General features: G+C 67.9%; 17 protein-coding genes. 9 read left to right on the top strand and 8 right to left on the bottom strand.

All coding sequences use genetic code 11. The features are described 5' to 3' along the window. Nucleotides 1-34: 34 nt before the first annotated feature. Nucleotides 35-1,033, bottom strand: a complete 999-nt coding sequence (locus tag F3087_RS14710; protein WP_150402461.1) for an endonuclease/exonuclease/phosphatase family protein — start codon at nt 1,031-1,033, stop codon at nt 35-37. Nucleotides 1,034-1,408: 375 nt separating this feature from the next. Between F3087_RS14710 and F3087_RS14705 the strand changes: the two genes are divergently transcribed. The 5 genes from F3087_RS14705 (at nt 1,409) to F3087_RS14685 (ending at nt 4,632) form a co-directional block, all read left to right on the top strand. Continuing rightward, nucleotides 1,409-2,683 (top strand): fatty acid desaturase family protein, encoded by a 1,275-nt coding sequence (locus F3087_RS14705; RefSeq protein WP_150402460.1) that lies wholly within the window; start codon nt 1,409-1,411, stop codon nt 2,681-2,683. A gap of 215 nt (nt 2,684-2,898) precedes the next feature. Then, nucleotides 2,899-3,123, top strand: a complete 225-nt coding sequence (locus F3087_RS14700; protein ID WP_150402459.1) for a hypothetical protein — start codon at nt 2,899-2,901, stop codon at nt 3,121-3,123. Nucleotides 3,124-3,259: 136 nt separating this feature from the next. After that, a complete protein-coding gene (locus F3087_RS14695) occupies nt 3,260-3,490 on the top strand; it encodes a hypothetical protein (protein ID WP_150402458.1) in 231 nt (76 codons plus the stop codon). A gap of 110 nt (nt 3,491-3,600) precedes the next feature. Next, a complete protein-coding gene (bluB, locus tag F3087_RS14690) occupies nt 3,601-4,221 on the top strand; it encodes a 5,6-dimethylbenzimidazole synthase (RefSeq protein WP_191093994.1) in 621 nt (206 codons plus the stop codon). A 171-nt stretch (nt 4,222-4,392) separates the two neighbouring features. Further along, complete coding sequence (locus tag F3087_RS14685; protein ID WP_150402456.1) at nt 4,393-4,632, top strand: hypothetical protein; 240 nt, start codon at nt 4,393-4,395, stop codon at nt 4,630-4,632. A gap of 653 nt (nt 4,633-5,285) precedes the next feature. Here the strand turns inward: F3087_RS14685 and F3087_RS14680 are convergent. After that, complete coding sequence (locus F3087_RS14680; protein WP_150402455.1) at nt 5,286-6,578, bottom strand: acetyl-CoA C-acyltransferase; 1,293 nt, start codon at nt 6,576-6,578, stop codon at nt 5,286-5,288. Nucleotides 6,579-6,895: 317 nt separating this feature from the next. On the opposite strand from F3087_RS14680, the gene F3087_RS14675 reads away from it, so the two are divergent. From F3087_RS14675 to F3087_RS14660, 4 genes are read left to right on the top strand one after another with little or no spacing between them, the layout of a single operon-like run. Beyond that, nucleotides 6,896-7,606 (top strand): helix-turn-helix domain-containing protein, encoded by a 711-nt coding sequence (locus F3087_RS14675; RefSeq protein WP_150402454.1) that lies wholly within the window; start codon nt 6,896-6,898, stop codon nt 7,604-7,606. Between the two features lie 10 nt (nt 7,607-7,616). Next, nucleotides 7,617-8,054 carry a hypothetical protein gene (locus F3087_RS14670; protein ID WP_150402453.1) on the top strand — a complete coding sequence of 146 codons (438 nt, stop codon included), beginning with the start codon at nt 7,617-7,619 and terminating at the stop codon, nt 8,052-8,054. A gap of 50 nt (nt 8,055-8,104) precedes the next feature. After that, complete coding sequence (locus tag F3087_RS14665; protein ID WP_150402452.1) at nt 8,105-8,629, top strand: hypothetical protein; 525 nt, start codon at nt 8,105-8,107, stop codon at nt 8,627-8,629. After that, nucleotides 8,626-9,726, top strand: a complete 1,101-nt coding sequence (locus tag F3087_RS14660; protein WP_150402451.1) for an MAB_1171c family putative transporter — start codon at nt 8,626-8,628, stop codon at nt 9,724-9,726. Before F3087_RS14665 ends, F3087_RS14660 begins: the two co-directional genes overlap by 4 nt. Nucleotides 9,727-9,841: 115 nt before the next feature. Here F3087_RS14660 and hpf read toward each other — a convergent pair whose 3' ends face one another. From hpf to F3087_RS14630, 6 genes are all read right to left on the bottom strand, one after another. Then, nucleotides 9,842-10,606, bottom strand: a complete 765-nt coding sequence (hpf, locus tag F3087_RS14655) for a ribosome hibernation-promoting factor, HPF/YfiA family (RefSeq protein WP_396897550.1) — start codon at nt 10,604-10,606, stop codon at nt 9,842-9,844. Between the two features lie 183 nt (nt 10,607-10,789). Beyond that, on the bottom strand, nt 10,790-11,434 hold the full coding sequence (locus tag F3087_RS14650; protein WP_191093958.1) for a ComF family protein: 645 nt from the start codon (nt 11,432-11,434) through the stop codon (nt 10,790-10,792). A gap of 81 nt (nt 11,435-11,515) precedes the next feature. Further along, nucleotides 11,516-13,339, bottom strand: coding sequence for an MtrAB system accessory lipoprotein LpqB (gene lpqB, locus F3087_RS14645; protein ID WP_150402449.1), 1,824 nt, complete (start codon nt 13,337-13,339; stop codon nt 11,516-11,518). After that, a complete protein-coding gene (gene mtrB, locus F3087_RS14640; protein ID WP_150402448.1) occupies nt 13,336-15,120 on the bottom strand; it encodes an MtrAB system histidine kinase MtrB in 1,785 nt (594 codons plus the stop codon). The genes lpqB and mtrB overlap by 4 nt, the downstream gene beginning before the upstream one ends. 70 nt (nt 15,121-15,190) lie before the next feature. Continuing rightward, nucleotides 15,191-15,868, bottom strand: coding sequence for an MtrAB system response regulator MtrA (gene mtrA / locus F3087_RS14635; protein WP_069163595.1), 678 nt, complete (start codon nt 15,866-15,868; stop codon nt 15,191-15,193). 78 nt (nt 15,869-15,946) lie between these two features. Beyond that, entirely contained in the window at nt 15,947-16,594 is a 648-nt protein-coding gene (locus F3087_RS14630) for a dTMP kinase (protein WP_150402447.1), read from the bottom strand. Nucleotides 16,595-16,661: the final 67 nt, after the last annotated feature.

The following is a 16,661-nucleotide window of genomic DNA, read 5'->3' as shown; positions in this document are numbered from 1 at the left end:
TACTCGGGTGAGTACCGGCTCGGCGATCAACTGATCACCAGCGCACCTTCAAGTCGCTGACCACCGCGGCATGGTCGGAGTAGAACACTCCCGGGCCGTGGCGGCGCAGGCGCTGATCGATGATGCGCGACTCCCGCGTCTCGACCTGGCCCGTGGCGAAGAGGAAGTCGATCCGCTGATCGGTGAGCAGCTGCTCTGTCGGCAGCGGACTCCAGGTCCGGCCGGGGACCGCGCAGACATCCGGGTTGGCCGCGCGGAAGGTGTCCACGAAACCCGCGTCGGTGACGGCCTTGGTGGCGGTCAGCGGATAGCTCAGCCCGAAGTGGTTCGGGCAGTTCGCCTGGGCGGGCGTCCAGTCCGCGCCGGGCAGCGTGTTGAAGTCTCCGCCGAGCAGTATCGGCGCGGTGTTGCCTCCGAGCATCCGCGGAATCTGGTTGTGCACGATGTCGGTGATGTACTGCGTCTGCGCCCGCTCCGCCTGCACCACGGCGGCCACCGAGTTGCGCGGTTCGCGGCCGTCGCGGCGGTCGATCGCGTTCTCGTCGATCAGGTAGCCGTCCCACGGATCGGTGTAGGTGAGCCAGGTGGCGAATAGATTCAGCTCACCGTCGTGCGGCACCCGCACCCGGACGCCGCCGAGATCGAAGTCGCTCACCGGGCCGCCCTGCGGCTTCGGATAGGTCGCGACGACGTCGTATTCGGTGAAGATCCACAGGTTGTCCTGCCCGGCCGGGCGATCGGTGATCTTGACGCCGGTGTAGCGGCCGTTGTGCGCGCGGCGGGTCAGCGCGTCGGTGATGGTCTCGCCGGAACCGTAGGTCTCCACGGCGAAGAACACGTCCGGCTTGATCTCGATCACCTGGTCGATCAGGTCGTTCAGATTGTCCGGCGTGGGCTCACGGCCACCGTGCAGGATGTTCCAGGTCAGTACGCGCACGCGCGCGTGGTCGTCGGCCTGCGCGAGTGGCGCGGCCCCCACCAGCGCGGTGCTCGCGAGCAGAACAGCCGTGAGCAACGCCTTGGATAATCGCATTGTCGAACTCCATTCGTCAGAGACGCTGGAAGTTAGGTGAATCTTCGGAACAGCATGTGTCGTGCTGGCAAAAGTTCGACAAAGCGGCTGGTTGACCGGATATCCCCAGTGCGATTGAGGAGCCGATCGAGGCGCGCGCACCGGGCGGCCGAACACGCCGCCTCGAGTTGCGCACGACGGCCCGGCGGAGCAGGATGAGCGCGGACAAGGACAGGTTCCGGCACGCCGGAACTCCGTGCGAGAGAAGGCTTTACGCCGTAACGTCGATGCGCGCGACCTAGCATCGAATGATCGTGAACGCAATGGGAGATTTGCCATATCCGCGTTCAGGTCCACGTAACCTACGGTCTCGTAACTTACGGTACTGTAACCGCCATGGCGATCTCGGATGTCAAGGAATACGCACATCTCACCGAGGCCGACGTGGAAGCACTCGGCGCGGAATTCGACGCGATCCGGCGGGATATCGAAGCCTCGCGCGGTGCGCGCGACGCGCGATACATCCGCAACGTGATCCGTCTGCAACGCGCACTCGAGATCAGCGGCCGCGGCGTGCTGTTCGCCAGCTTCTTACCCCCGGCCTGGCTGGCCGGCGTCGCCCTGCTCGGCACCGCCAAGATCATCGAGAACATGGAGATCGGGCACAACGCCATGCACGGGCAGTGGGACTGGATGAACGATCCGGAGATCCACTCCAGCACCTGGGAATGGGACAACGCGGGCGCGGCCAAGCACTGGAAGCACACGCACAACTACCTGCACCACAAGTACACCAACGTGCTCGGCATGGACGACGACATCGGCTACGGCCTGCTGCGCGTCACCCGCGACCAGCGGTGGAAGCCGTTCAACCTGGGCAACCCGGTCTACAACCTGGTGCTGCAACTGCTGTTCGAATACGGCGTCGCGATCCAGCACATGGAGCTGGGCAAGCTCGCCGCGGGCCGGTTCAAGCCGGGCACCCCGGAGCGGGCCGACTTCGAGCGCAAGCGCACCGAGGCGCTCACCAAGATGGGCAAGCAGGTGGTCAAGGACTACGTGATCTTCCCGGCGCTCACCGGCCCTGCCTTCTTCTCCACGCTCACCGCCAACCTCGCCGCGAACGCGATCCGCAACGTGTGGTCCAACGCGGTGATCTTCTGCGGTCACTTCCCCGACGGCGCGGAGAAGTTCACCAAGGCCGACATCGACGGCGAGACCAAGGGCCAGTGGTACCTGCGGCAGATGCTCGGCAGTGCCAACATCTCCGGCGGCCCGATCACCCACTTCATGACCGGCAACCTGAGCCACCAGATCGAACACCACCTGTTCCCCGATCTGCCGAGCAACCGGTACGCCGAGATCGCCGTGCGGGTCCGGGAGCTCGCCGAGAAGTACGACCTGCCCTACACCACCGGCTCGCTGCCGGTGCAGTACTTCAAGGCCTGGCGCACCATCCTCAAGCTGTCGCTGCCGAACAAGTACCTGCGCGACACCGCCGACGACGCGCCCGAAACCGCCTCGGAGCGCAAGTTCGCCGGCGTCACCACCCCGGTGATCGACCCGGAGACCGGCAAGCGCCGCGGCCTGCGCACCGCCCTCGCCGAGGGCCGCAAGCGCTTCTCCCGCCGCCCCGCGCCGGCCGCGCGCGAGCTGCAACTGACGAAATAAGGCAGTCGGCCCGGATTCGCCGATCCGGGCCGCTCAGGAATGTGCACCCTATTCGATCGATTCGAATCGACGTCCCGCACATTTCGCCGAAATATGGCAGTGCCCAATGTATCTCGTGAATTCCACCCTGGTCGACGGCACCGCGTCCTGATAAATTGGGAAGCGGTTCCGGCGTCATGGGAGGACCCGGACCATTCGCAATGGGAGGGATTCACATGTTTCGTACGGTTTTCTGTGCCTGCGCCGCGGTCGCCATCGGGCTGGGCGCCGCAGGCGTCGCGTCCGCCTTCAACGGGCAATACTTCAATGGCCCCAACGCCTACTGGGATTGCAGCAGGCAGATGGATCAGGACCTGACGGACAACCCTGGTCTGCAAAGCGTCAGCTGCAAGTCCGACGGCAACGGCGGCTATACCGTGACGTTCGAGCAATGGAAGTAAAGACTTCTCCGAAACATGGCACTGCCGAATAACTTTCGTGAATCTCGGCAGGTTCGATCGCGCGCCGTCCTGATAGCGTCGGAAACGGCTCCGGCGATATGGGAGAGCCGGGCCGTGGAATCGGGAGGGATTCATCATGTTTCGTAAAGTCTTCTATGCCTGTGCCGCCGCCGCGACCATCGGCCTCGGGGCGACCGGGGTGGCGTCGGCCTACGACGGACAGGTCTACTCCGGCCCGGACGCCGAATGGGACTGCGCAAGGCAGCTGGAAAAGGACCTCGTCAACACCCCTGGCCTGCTGAGCGGTACCTGCGATCGCGATGGCAACGGCAACGTCGTCGAGCATTACGGGCAGTGGCGGCGGTAGGCATCTGACCGGTGCGGGCGGCGGAATGTGCCGCCCGCACCGTCGTGTTCCGGGCCGCTGATTGCCGCGGTCGCGCGGCTGGTTGACTGGGCCGCATGTGTGCTGCTGAGCTGAGCGTTTACGAGGCCATCCGGACCCGGCGGGACGTGCGGGCCGAGTTCACCGGGGAGCCGGTGGACGACGCGACGCTGTGGCGGATGCTGGAGGCGGCGCATCGGGCGCCGAGTGTCGGCAATTCGCAGCCGTGGGATTTCGTGGTGGTGCGCGACCCGAGCACGCTGCGCAAGTTCGCCGATCATGTAGCGGACAAGCGGGTCGAATTCCGGGCGGGGCTGCCGGCGGAACGCGCGGCCACCTTCGAGCCGATCAAGATCGAGGGCATTATCGAGAGCGGCACCGGCATCGTGGTCAGCTACGACCACGACCGCGGCGGACCGCAGGTGCTCGGCCGTGCCACCGTGCCCGAAACCGGGGTCTACTCCGCCGTTCTCGCGATTCAGAACCTGTGGCTGGCCGCCACCGCGGAGGGCGTCGGCGTCGGCTGGGTGTCCTTCTACGACCCCGAATTCCTCACCGACCTCGTCGGCTTGCCCGACGGCATCCGCCCGATCGCCTGGCTGTGCGTCGGCCCGGTGCACGAATTCCAGCAGACCCCCGACCTGGAACGCTTCGGCTGGCGCACCCGTCGCCCGCTGCACGACGCCGTCCACCACGAGACCTACCGCGCATAACGCACATTTCCCGATCTCCCGCAGACGTTTTCACTGTGCGGGAGATCACCAGGCGGGTGGCCGGAGCGTGAGGATTCACAGACCCGGCGATTGGGTACGCCACTGACGGATCCATCTCGGACAATGGATTCTTCGCGCGCGCTCGGTTTTTCAGCTTCAGGAGGTTTTGCCATGGCCAACGTCGATGCCGTCCGGTTGTCGAATGAGCTCGGCATCGACCTCGCGTCCGCCATGCTGCGCCTGCGCCGCGAGGGCCGCCCCGGCGAAACCAACCACGACACCTGCCTGCGCATCATCGCCGACGAGGGCGGCCGCAAACCGCAGACCGCACGCCGCGTCTTCACCGGCTACGGCATCCGCCCCACCGCCGACGGCACCATCCCGGCAATCCCACCCGACCGCCGCCGCTGACCCACCGCCACCCACGCCGCACACATTCCATCCCACCGCGCACAAAATCGCTAGCCGATTCATGCGCGGCACGCCAACCACTGCGCGGCACGCCAACCACTGCGCGGCACGCCAACCGGTGCGCGGCACGCCAACCGGTGCGCGACAGGCCCACCCGGGCGAAGCGCGAACACTGATCTCGGACAGTGAACCCGCCGCGCAGGTTTCCCCTCGCCGCGCACGAAATCGCTAGCTGATTCGTGCGCGGCAGGCGAACCCGTGCGCGGGAGGTGCGTTCAGACGCGTTCTAGGACGGCGGAAGCGCCGATGCCGCCGGCGGCGCAAATGCCGAGCAGCGCGGACACTAATCCCGGACCATGAACCGCCGCGCAAGCTTCGCCCCGCCGCGCAAGTTTCGTCCCGCCGCGGACGAAATCGCTAGCTGATTCGTGCGCGGCAGGCGAACCCGTGCGCGGGAGGTGCGTTCAGACGCGTTCTAGGACGGCGGAAGCGCCGATGCCGCCGGCGGCGCAAATGCCGAGCAGCGCGGACACTAATCCCGGACCATGAACCGCCGCGCAAGCTTCGCCCCGCCGCGCAAGTTTCGTCCCGCCGCGGACGAAATCGCTAGCTGATTCGTGCGCGGCAGGCGAACCCGTGCGCGGGAGGTGCGTTCAGACGCGTTCTAGGACGGCGGAAGCGCCGATGCCACCTGCGGCGCAGATGCCGAGCAGCGCAGCGTTTTTCCCGGTTCGGGCCAGCTCGTTCGCCATTGTGGTGACCATTCGGGCACCGGTGGCGCCGAAGGGGTGGCCGAGCGACACCGAGCCGCCGTGCACGTTGAGCTTGTCGATGTCGACCTCGCCGACCGCGGTGTCCCGATCGAGGCGGGTCTTGGCCCACTCGGTGCTGCCGAGCGCGGCCAGCACGGACAGCGTCTGCGCCGCGAACGCCTCGTGGATATCGACGAAATCGATGTCGCTCAACGACATTCCGGCCTTGTCCAGCGCGCGCGGCATGGAGATCGCCGGGCCGATCAGCACCTGATCGGTCGGATCGACGCTGACATAGCTCCACGACCGGAACGCGGCCAGCGGCCGATATCCGAGCTCGAGCGCCTTCTCCTCGCTCATCAACAGCACCGCGGAGGCACCGTCGGTGAGCGGGCTGGCATTGCCTGCCGTCACGGTGCCGTTTTCGGCGAACACCGGCTTGAGTTTCGACAGTTTTTCGATGCTGGTGTCCCCGCGCACCAATCCGTCGCGCGCGATCTCGGTGCCCTCGGGCGTCCGCACCCGCAGCACCTCGTCGTCGAATCGTCCCGAATCGATGGCCGCGGCGGCGCGATGGTGTGACCGCGCGGCGAACTCGTCCTGATCGGCCCGGCTGACCCCGTGGATCCGCGCCATCTTCTCCGCCGACTCCCCCATCACCTCGCCGGTGGTCCGCTCGGCGATCTTCGGCCGGCTCGGCAGCAGATCGGTGAACGGCGCGAGCTGGGTGAGCGCGGACAGATAGTCCTTCGGCTTCGGCTTGCCCAGGGCCAGCGGCGCGGCCGCGTGCACCACCTTCTGCGGCAGCTTGACCTCGGCGTTGGAGGTCGAATCGCTGCCGCCGGCGATCATGATGTCGTATTCGCCGCGCTCGATCGCGGCCGCGGCGGAGGTCACCGCCTGCAGGCCGGACGCGCAGGCGCGGGTCACCGTGTAACCCTCGCAACCCGGGTCCAACCGCAGGTCGAGGGCGATCTCCCGGGCGATGTTCGGCGCCGCGCTGGGCAGGATGACCCCGCCCCAGACGATCGCCTGCACCTGAGCGCCGGGCAGCCCGGTCCGCTCGAGCACCCCGCGGACGGCGGCATCGGCGAGCGCGATGGAATCCATCCGCGTGTATCCGGTGAACGCACGCACGAACGGCGTGCGCGCACCGGACACGATCACGGCACGGCGAGCAGCCTTGGTGGCCATGCGATTTCCTTTCGAGAGATCTCCGACCACCAAACTTACTCCATAGTAAGTTCACCGTCGACCCCCTTCGCCGACGGTGATCCCGTGCGCAGCGGCGATCCCCTCCACCGTCGCTGGTTCCGGCCTGCCGCGCGCCGTTGCGCAACAGACCGGAGGCGCCCGTCCCGACGAACGCCCCTGCTCGTCTCGGAACGCTCCGCAAGGCCGATGTCGTAGCGACTCGGCGCATCAGAACAGTAGCAATATTGCTACTGATTTTTCAAACACTTTCTATTGATTTGCCTTTGACCCTGGTCGCGCCTACCCTTGAGTGCACTATGCATAGCCCTTCGGAGCTGTCGCGGCGCCAGAAGAGATTCGGCCGAATCATCAAGGAACGCCGGGACGAGCTCGGACTCACGCAGTTACAGATCGGCGACCTCGGGGGCCCTTCGGCACCGACGATTCGCAAGATCGAGGACGGCGACGCGGCGATCAGCACCACCACGCTGAACAAACTCGACGCGCCGCTGCGCTGGCTGCCGGGCAGTGCCGCGCGGACGTACGCGGGCGGCACGCCCGCCGTCGCCGACGACCTCGGGCCGGCCGCCCGCCACCCCGGCGAGTCCGTCGTGGCCGGACCCGACTCGATCCGCTTCGAGATCGCCGACCTCACCGGCCTGCTCGCCACCGCGGGCCGGCTCAACGACGCGGTCGAGCAGGGCCGGGCGACCGATCCCCAATTGACCTCCGCGATCGACGAACTCAACCGGGTCGTGTCGAAACTCTCGGCGCGCTACGCGACCGCGATGCTGGAACGCAACGGCGGTCCCGGCCGCGTGCTACACCCCCTCGTCGAAATGGCCTTCGCGCACCTGCTCGAGGTGCCCGCCGAAGCCAGCGAGGGCACCGAACTGCAGGAACGGCGATACCGGCGCTGGCTGGCCGGACGATCGGAGGACGTGGATGCTGCGACAGAAGGTCAGTTCCGGGCACGGTGGCTGGCTGCCAACCTGGCCACGACCGCGAGTCGAAACGGTGGGCACTGAGGTGACGGAGATGACGAACGGCGCGCCGGCCAACGGGGCGCTCACGCTGAGCCACAAGATCAATCGGCTGTTCGCGGTCGTGCACCCGCGCTCGGCCCCGGAGCGCAGCAACGCGACGGTGGCCGCGCAGGCCGGCGACTACCTGCGCCGGACCGTCCCCGCGAGCCAGCTGGAACGACTACGCCGAGGCGAGTTCGACGGCGAAAATGCCGCCGCCGCAGTCGAACCGGATCTGCTGGCCGCGATCGCCCAGAGTTTCGGCGTGGCCGCGGACTACCTCACCACCACCGGCCCCGCGGCCGCGGCCATCGACCGGGAACTCGAACTCCTCGCGACCATGCGCGATGCCAACGTTTCCAGCATCGCGCTGCGCGGTTCCAACGTCGACCAGTCGATTCTCGCGAGAATCATCGAGAGCACGGATGGTCCCGTACCGCCGAGTCGGTAATATCGCTACCTACATGGGGGCACCGAGCTTGCTGTAGGAGATTCGATCGCATGGCCATGCAGGCCCAGTTCCGGAACCTGACTCGGGACGTACCGATACCGCACCCGTGGGATCTGTCGAGCTACCTCGACGATGTCGCGCGGTACCGCGGCCGGGACATCAGCCTGCTGCCGATCGATACCGCGCTGCTCGCGGGCACCGGCTGCGGCACCGGCAGCGGACTGTGGATCGCCAAGCAGGACAGCGACGTCATCGTCTACGGCGCGGACACCACCGAGTGGCACGCCGAGCACATCATCGTGCACGAACTCGGCCACATGCTGCTCGGCCACGGCCCGGAGCAGCCGGCCGACGGCGAACCCGGCCAGACCACCCCGACGGTGGCCGCGGTCGCCGAACTGCTGCCGTCGATCTCCCCCGAATCCATCGCCCATGTGCTCGGCCGCACCGACTACGGCACCACTCGCGAACGCGATGCCGAGACCTTCGCCGACATGGTCATGCTGCACGCCATGCGGCCACCGCGCCGAGACTCCTTGCTGCACCGGACGTTCTTCCGCGACCGCCGTCGGTGAGCTCACCCGTTCCCGCGATCTTCGCGGTGCCGGTGATCGTCTTCGTGGTCGCCGTGGCGATCGGGCGGTTCGCGCTGCTCCACAGCACCGCGATCGATCGCCTGCTCAACCGCTCGCTGGCCTGGACCGCGCTCTCGCTCGTCCTGCTGGAACGAGGCATCGCGCCGCGGTTCGGCAGCCTGATGCATCAGCTGTCGATGGGGTGCACCATCCTCGCGATCGCCAGCCTCTACGGCGCGGCGATGCTGTGGGCCGATGCCGATCCGCGCCAGGCCGCCCGTCGCCAGCGGTATTTCGACCTGGCCGCGACCGCGGCCGTCGTGCTGATCCTGATCATCGGCACGCCCTATCGACGCGCAGGCACGCTGCTCGGGCAGGACAGCAGCTGGCAGGAATTCGTGGTGTCCGCGCTGATGTGGGTGCCGCTGATCGCGGCGGGCAAGCTGGTCTGGCGGGTCGGCCTGCGCGAACTGCGCACCGGTGACGTCACGCCGTATGAACGCGTCGTCTTCTGCGCGCTGCTGGCCACGCCGTTCATCGCGAGCGCCGGCCTGATCAGCTCGATCGCCCGGCACACCGGCCGCTGGCAGGCCGAGGACCCGCACCTGACCCGGTGGGCGGCACCGAATTTCGGCACCGTGTTCGTGCTCGCCGCGATGCTGGCGGTACCGCTGGCCGAGCTGGTGTCGGCGCGCGCGGGCTGGGACCGATCGGGACGCAACTGCCGTCGGCTGCGCCCGCTGTGGCGCGAGCTGACCGCGGCCGTGCCCGAAATCGTGCTCCCCGCAAGCGGTTCGGTGCCACCGGATGCGCGCCTGCTGCGCATGACGGTGGAAATCCGCGACGCCCTCATGCAGCTGCACCGGTACCTGCCCGCCGACCGAGCGCTGGGCCCACCGAGCGATGAGCGCTATGCCCGGCAGCTGAAGCAGGCGATTGTCACCAAGCGCACCGGTGCCGCGCCGGCCGCGGTTGCCCGCGAGATGGATCGTTTCGGCGCCGCGTCCAACGACATCGACGCCGACATCCGCCGCCTGCTCGACCTCGCGCGGGCCTGGAATAGCGAAACTCGCAAGGCCGCAACGATTCTGGGGTAATTCGCGGCGAGGCCGAGTCATCGGCGGCGGATGGATCTACAGACCGGGGCGGATCTCCGGGCACCCAACTCGAGCGTTGACTGCCCGGAGAGATGGATAGGGTGCGGACCCTGGACTATGCGAGCCGGATGAGGCCGTAGTCGAAGGCGTGCCGACGATAGACAACCGACGGTCGGTCGGTCTCTCGGTCTTGGAAGAGGAAGAAGTCATGGCCGACGAGTTCCATCTGGTAGAGGGCGTCGTCGACGGACATCGGGGTCGCGGTGTGCACCTTGGTGCGAACGATATGGCCGGGTCCGGCCGCGTATTCCGAGTTTTCCGGCAGGTCGTCGGTGCGACGGCGGGATTCGCCGTCGGGGTGGTCGTGTGCGGCGGCGGAGCCGTTTCCGTTGGGCTGGGTGAACAGCGAGTCGTCCACCAGATCGGCGGTCGCCTGGGCGACGGAGACGGGGGTCTTGTCCCCGTAGTGCACCTTGCGGCGATCCTTGGTGCGGCGCAGGCGGCTTTCCAGCTTCGCCGTCACCGACTCCAGCGCGGCGTAGAAACTGTCGGCGCAGGCCTCGGCCCGGACGATCGGGCCCTTGCCGCGCGCGGTGATCTCCACCCGCTGACAACTCTTGCGCTGCCGACGATTTCGCTCGTGGAACAGCTCGACGTCGAAGATGAAAATGGACGGATCGAAACGTTCGAGCCGGGAGAGTTTCTCCGCGACATAGATTCGAAAGTGATCCGGAACTTCGACATTGCGACCCTTGACCACGACTTCCGCGCGGGGCGTCCTGGTTCGATCCGCAACGGATTGTTCGGTCACGTCCAAGGTGCTGTCATCCAACACCGAACGGTCGGCGTCTTGCACTGAAGGTCGTGAAGAAGTCGTCACGCGTACCTCCCGAATAATGGCCGCACAGACAACGTGCGTGCGGCGGGAATGAGCCGTGCCGATCGACGATCTCTCGGCACTTGATGTCCGAGGCGCCACCTCCAAACTCCCGGTTCGGGTGTGTGTTCGCGACGCTAGTACGACATCGGGGAGTGCGCCAGTGTTCACGCAAATTTCCCGGAGTCAAGCAGCACAGGTAACCAGTACCGCGCGTGTCGGCAGGCCGATCCGAGCCAGTGCGCGCACCGACTCGCGCGCCGTGGCACCGGTGGTCAGCACATCGTCGACCAGCACTACCTCGGCGTTTGCCGGAATCCGCGGTGTGGCCGCGCGACCGGGTAGTGTGGTGACCCGGCCGTGCAGATTGTGAGCCCGCTCACCGGGTGTCAAGCCCACCGAATCCCGCACAGCCCACCACACTCGGAGCACGGATACCATCTGGCTATCGGGCAGCCAACTCGCGGCTACCCGCGCTGTGCGGAGCACCGGATCGCCACCCCGCCGCCGCGCCGCGATCTTCCGGCTCGGTGCGGGAACGAGCACCAGCGGCCGATCCCCCGCCCGCAGGCGCGCGAGACCACGAGCCAGCGCCAGCCCGAGCGGCTCGGCCAGATCCCGCCGACCGCGCTCCTTGGCTGCCAGCACCGCCCGCCGCCCCGGCCCCGCGTACGGACCGAGCGCCCAGCACGGCACCCCCGGATCGGTGCGCGGCCACACCCTAATCGGCGGGCCGGCGAGCGCCGCCGCGCAGTCGGCGCACCAGCCGACGCCCGCCATCCGGCAGCCCGCACAAGCCGCGGGCAGGATCAGATCCAGCAAGGTCCGCATCACCCGAGTGTGCCCGCACCCACCGACAACAACCGCCGAACACAGTCCGATTCGCTTGGCCCGGAACCGGTTACGCGCGGATCAGCCGGGCAGCACCGGGACGGCGTTCGCGCCGAGCCCGGGCACCTCGCGCCAGTACGGCTCGCCGCCGTCCGGGTTGCTGGTCAGCTCCAGCACCGCGCGCGAATCGGCGGCGTACTGATGTTCCGGGTTGGCGCTGACCTGCCGCACCGGCGCGGTCAGGTTCCGGCTGGTCTGCGGGGTCGGCTGCGAACCGTCGATGGACACGGTGCCGACCGGGTCGACATTGCCTTCCCTGGAGATGATCAACCGGTCGCTGCCGAACCAGGACAGCGACACCGCGGCCGCGCTCGAGTTGACCCCGACGGGCAACGGCGAAGCCAGCGCAAATCCGCCGCCCGGCTTCGGAATGACCACCGCGACATAGACTTTCCCGTCGGCGATGAGTGCCGCCCGCACCCCGGTGCGGGAGATCCGCAGCTCGGTGATCGGCGCCCGGAAGGCCGACCCGGAACCTGCGGAGGTGAGCGCCGAGGTGTCGACGTCCTGCACCGAGACGGTGTTGGTGGACCGGTCGTTGACCGCGCGGATCACCCGCTCGCCATCGATCACCGCCCACGCGGCGGTGCCGTCGATGTTCCAGGACGGCCGGGTGATGGAGTTGCCCGCGGCGACCGGAATCGCGTTGCCGCCGTAGGTGCCGATCATCAGCGTGCGCGCCGGGTCCGGCGCGGGCCGTCCGGTGTCCGCGACACCCGCGATCAGCTGACTGTCCGGCGACAGCGCCGCCGACAGCAGGTTGTTCACCGTGCCGAAGTAGCCGGGTGCCGGGGTGATCGGAGCGTTGTTCTCCGGCACCTGCACCAGCGCGCCGCCGCGCAGCGCGTGCAGCCCGGCCTGGCTGTTGCCCAGCGTCGGCTGGCTGTACTGCTGCACATCGGCGACCGCCCAGCCGCTGCCGGTAAACCGGTCGTCGAACGGCTTTCCGTCCGCCAGCAGCACATACGGCCCGAGGATGTCCGCGCCGGCCAGGGTGAGCACCACCTGCGCGGCGAGCAGCTCCCGATCGTGCGGGTTGAGCGCCGAGGCGCCGGCGAAGTCGATCTTCACCCCGCCGAGCCCGACGCCGACCTCGTCCGGATCGCCGTTGGCCTTGGTGATGGGGCCGCGCAGGGTGATCGGCGCGGCCAGCTCGTTACGCAGCACCGGGGCCAGCGCGGGCTGGGTGCCCTCGCCGAGCATGGCCAGCAGCCGCTGGGTCAGCTGCGCCTTGGGCACCGCGGCCCAGCGCAGGTCGGGCACCACCACGCTGCTGGTCGGGTCGACGAAGTAGAGCACGTAGCGCCGGTACATCTTGCCGAACGCGATCGCGTCCATCACGACGCCGTCGGGCAGCTCGTCGATGCGCCACTCGTCGTTGACCTTGGTCATCTCGATCTTGTTTTCCAGCGGCGGGTCCGCCGAGGCCCGGTACGCGCCGTTGCTGTCCAGGTCGGCGAGCTTGCGCGCCCGGATCCGATAGGTCGCCTTGTCGCCGGTGCGCGACTCACGCAGGGTATCCGGCTTCTCCACGATCGTGGTGCCCGCGGAGTCGTCCCACTGCGCCGCGGCCGACGGGGTCATGTACTGGCGGGCCGCCAGGTGCCGGTTGGCCGGGTCGGCGGTGGCCAGCAGGAAGTCGCGCAGCAGCAGATCGGGGTCGCGCCCCTGGGTGGGCGGCGGCGGGCCCTCGGAGGTGGGCTCACGGTTGATCGTGCCGAGGGCCTGCGGCGCCGACGATTCCGGCAGGCTCGCACACCCGGACAGCACGATCAAGGCAGCAAGGGCCGCCGCGCCGAACGCGAACAGCCGCTGCGTCTTCGCAGAACCGACACGCATTCTCATGACGGTACGTCCCCTGATTCGTTCACCGCGTCGGCCCCCGCCGACGGTTGCGCCGCGCCCGGCGCCGGATGCCGGACGGCCGACGAGCCGTTTCCGGTCGAGGGTGCCGCGACGCCGTCGCCGGAGGTCGTACTCGATTCCGGCTCAACCGAATTCGGCACGATCTCCAGTTCGGCCTGCCGCACCACGACCTGCTTGCGCACGGGTTCCAGGGACAGCGGGCTCGCGCCGAGCTTCTTGCCGCGCACCAGCGGCAGGGTCAGCCGGAAGCTCGCGCCGATCCCGACCTCGCCCCAGGCCTCCAGCCGGCCTTCATGCAGATTCGCGTCCTCGACGCTGATCGAGAGCCCGAGCCCGGTGCCGCCGGAGCGGCGCATCCGGGACGGATCCGAGCGCCAGAACCGGTTGAAGACCAGCTTCTCCTCGCCCGGGCGCAGGCCGATGCCTTGGTCGCGCACCACCACCGAGACCGCGTTCGCGTCCACGTCGCCGCGCATCCGGATCAGCACCGGCTTGCCCTCGCTGTGGTCGATGGCATTGGCCAGCAGGTTGCGCAGCACCCGCTCGACCCGGCGCGGATCCACCTCGGCGACCAGCGGGTCCTCCGGCATGTCGATCACCACCTCGACCCCGGCGTCCTTGGCCAGGTGCCGCACCGTGGAGATCGCCGCCCGCGCGCACATCCGCACGTCCAGCGATTCGACCTGCAACTCCGCCACGCCGGCGTCGTGGCGGCTGATCTCGAGCAGATCGTTGAGCAGGCCCTCGAACCGATCCAGCTCGTTGACCAGCAGCTCGGCGCTGCGGGCCAGCGCGGGATCCAGGTCGTCGCTGCTGCCATGGATCAGATCCGCGGCCATCCGCACTGTGGTCAACGGCGTGCGCAGTTCGTGGCTGACGTCAGAGGTGAAGCGGCGCTGCAGGTTTCCGAATTCCTCCAGCTGGGTGATCTGGTTGGACAGGCTCTCGGCCATCTCGTTGAACGCCTGCGCCAGCCGCGCCATGTCGTCCTCGCCGCGCACCAGCATGCGTTCTTTGAGCCTGCCGTCGGCGAAGCGACCGGCGATCCGCGCCGCCGAGCGGATCGGCAGCACCACCTGCCTGGTCACCAGCGCGGTGATCGCGGCCAGCAGGACCAGCAGCACGATGCCGCCGATCAGCATGGTGCCCCGGATCAGCGACAGGCTGCGCGCCTCGGTGGCCAGCGGGAAGATGAGATAGATCTCCAGCGTGGGGATTTCGGTGCTCGGGCTGCCGATGATCAACGCCGGACCGCGGTAGCCGCTGGCGTCGGAGACCGTGGTGAACTGGCGGCTGACCTGTCCGCGCCGGACGAAGTTGCGCAGCTCGTCAGGCACGTCCTGAATCGGGCCCGCGGTGGCTTCCTGCTGGCTCGGGCCCACCATCGCGAGCACCACGTCGTAGCTGCCGGCCACGCCGGTCTGCGGGCCGCCGTCGCTGGACAGCGCGTTGCGCGCCGGCGTCAGCTGGGTACCCGTATCGTGCGTGCCGACCAGCTGGCTGTGCACCGCGTTGCGGGCGCGGCCCATCTCCTCGACCGCCGCGTTGATCTTGGTGTCCAACATCCGGTTGGTGATCTGATCGGTCAGCACCACACCGAGGATCGTGATCACGATCAAAGACAGGGTGATCGTCGAAACGGCCACCCGCAGTTGCAGCGAGCGCTGCCACAGATGACCGAGCAGTGTGCCCAGTTCGGTGAACCGGGCACCGATCGCCGCCAGCCGCCGCTCCAGTTGGTTTCTGGAGCGATCGGTCACGACCGAGCCTCGTCGTCGCTCGATGCCTCCGTCCGCACGAGCGCTGCCGCGCCTCGCTCACCGCGACGGATCACGGCGGTCCGGCCTTGTAGCCGACGCCGCGGACGGTCAGCACGATCTCCGGGTTCTCCGGATCCTTCTCGACCTTGGCGCGCAGTCGCTGCACGTGCACGTTCACCAGCCGGGTGTCGGCGGCATGCCGGTAGCCCCAGACCTGTTCGAGCAGCACCTCGCGGGTGAAGACCTGACGCGGCTTACGCGCAAGGGCGACAAGCAGATCGAACTCCAGCGGCGTCAGCGAGATCTGTGCGCCGCCGCGAGTCACCTTGTGCGCGGGCACGTCGATCACGATGTCGGCGATGGACAACAGCTCGGCGGGCTCGTCCTCGGTGCGGCGCAATCGAGCGCGCACCCGGGCCACGAGTTCCTTCGGCTTGAACGGCTTGACGATGTAATCGTCGGCACCGGACTCGAGTCCGAGCACCACGTCGACCGTGTCGGTCTTCGCGGTGAGCATCACGATCGGTACCCCGGAATCGGCCCGCAGCACGCGGCATACATCGATGCCGTTCATGCCGGGCAGCATCAGGTCCAGCAACACCAGATCGGGGCGGATCTCGCGAACCGCCGCCAGGGCCTGTGTGCCGTCGCCGACCACATGCGGGTCGAACCCTTCCCCGCGCAAGACGATCGTGAGCATCTCTGCGAGTGCCATATCGTCGTCGACGACCAGAATCTTCGGCTTCATAATTACTATGTTGTCATCTCCCAGGCCAGGATCGGGCTGCCACGCCAACACTGGTGTGAACCCGCCGCACATCTAACCCTAATGGGTAATCAAATCGGCCAATCGCCCAGCCAGCGTGGCTGGATCGTCACCTGATCGGAATATCCACCACGGCCCATACCAGTTCCGTTGAGCGAGCTCACGGTACACCGCGAGGGTGCGCTGCTGCAGCGCCGCATCACGTTCGTAGGCGTCGAGCGCCCGAGTGTGGTCCAGCTCACCCCGGCGGCGGGCCCGCTCGGCCGCGAGTTCCGGTGAGACATCGAGCAATACCTGCAACGCGGGCGTGGGCAGATCGAACCTGCCGTACTCCAATTCACCTATCCAGCTGACGATTTTGCCGTCCACGGGCTGTTCCAGCCGGGCCGCGTTGTAGGCGGCGTTGGAGGCGACGTAGCGGTCGAGCAGCACGATGTCGTTGTCCGCCAACGATTTCGTCAGTTCGTCACGCGCGTCCGCCCGATCCAGCGCGAACAACAGCGCCATCGCGTTGACCGAGGCCGCGAGATCGCCGTGCGCACCGTGCAGCGCCTCCGCCGCCAGATCGGCGTGCACCGAACGCCCGTACCGCGGAAACGCGAGCGAGGCGATCCGCACTCCGCCGGCCCGCAATCGGTCGCTGACGTCCTCCGTCAACGTCCGCTTACCAGCGCCGTCCAGCCCCTCGATCACAACCAGCACGCCCATGCCGAGCAGGCTACCTGCGCCCCCGAACCGGCCGAAGGCGCCCTCCACCCCCGTCTTCCGGGATGCA

The sequence above is a fragment of the Nocardia colli genome (assembly GCF_008704205.1).
GTDB classification, from domain to species: Bacteria; Actinomycetota; Actinomycetes; order Mycobacteriales; family Mycobacteriaceae; genus Nocardia; species Nocardia colli.
This window is presented reverse-complemented; position numbering and strand designations above follow the sequence as displayed.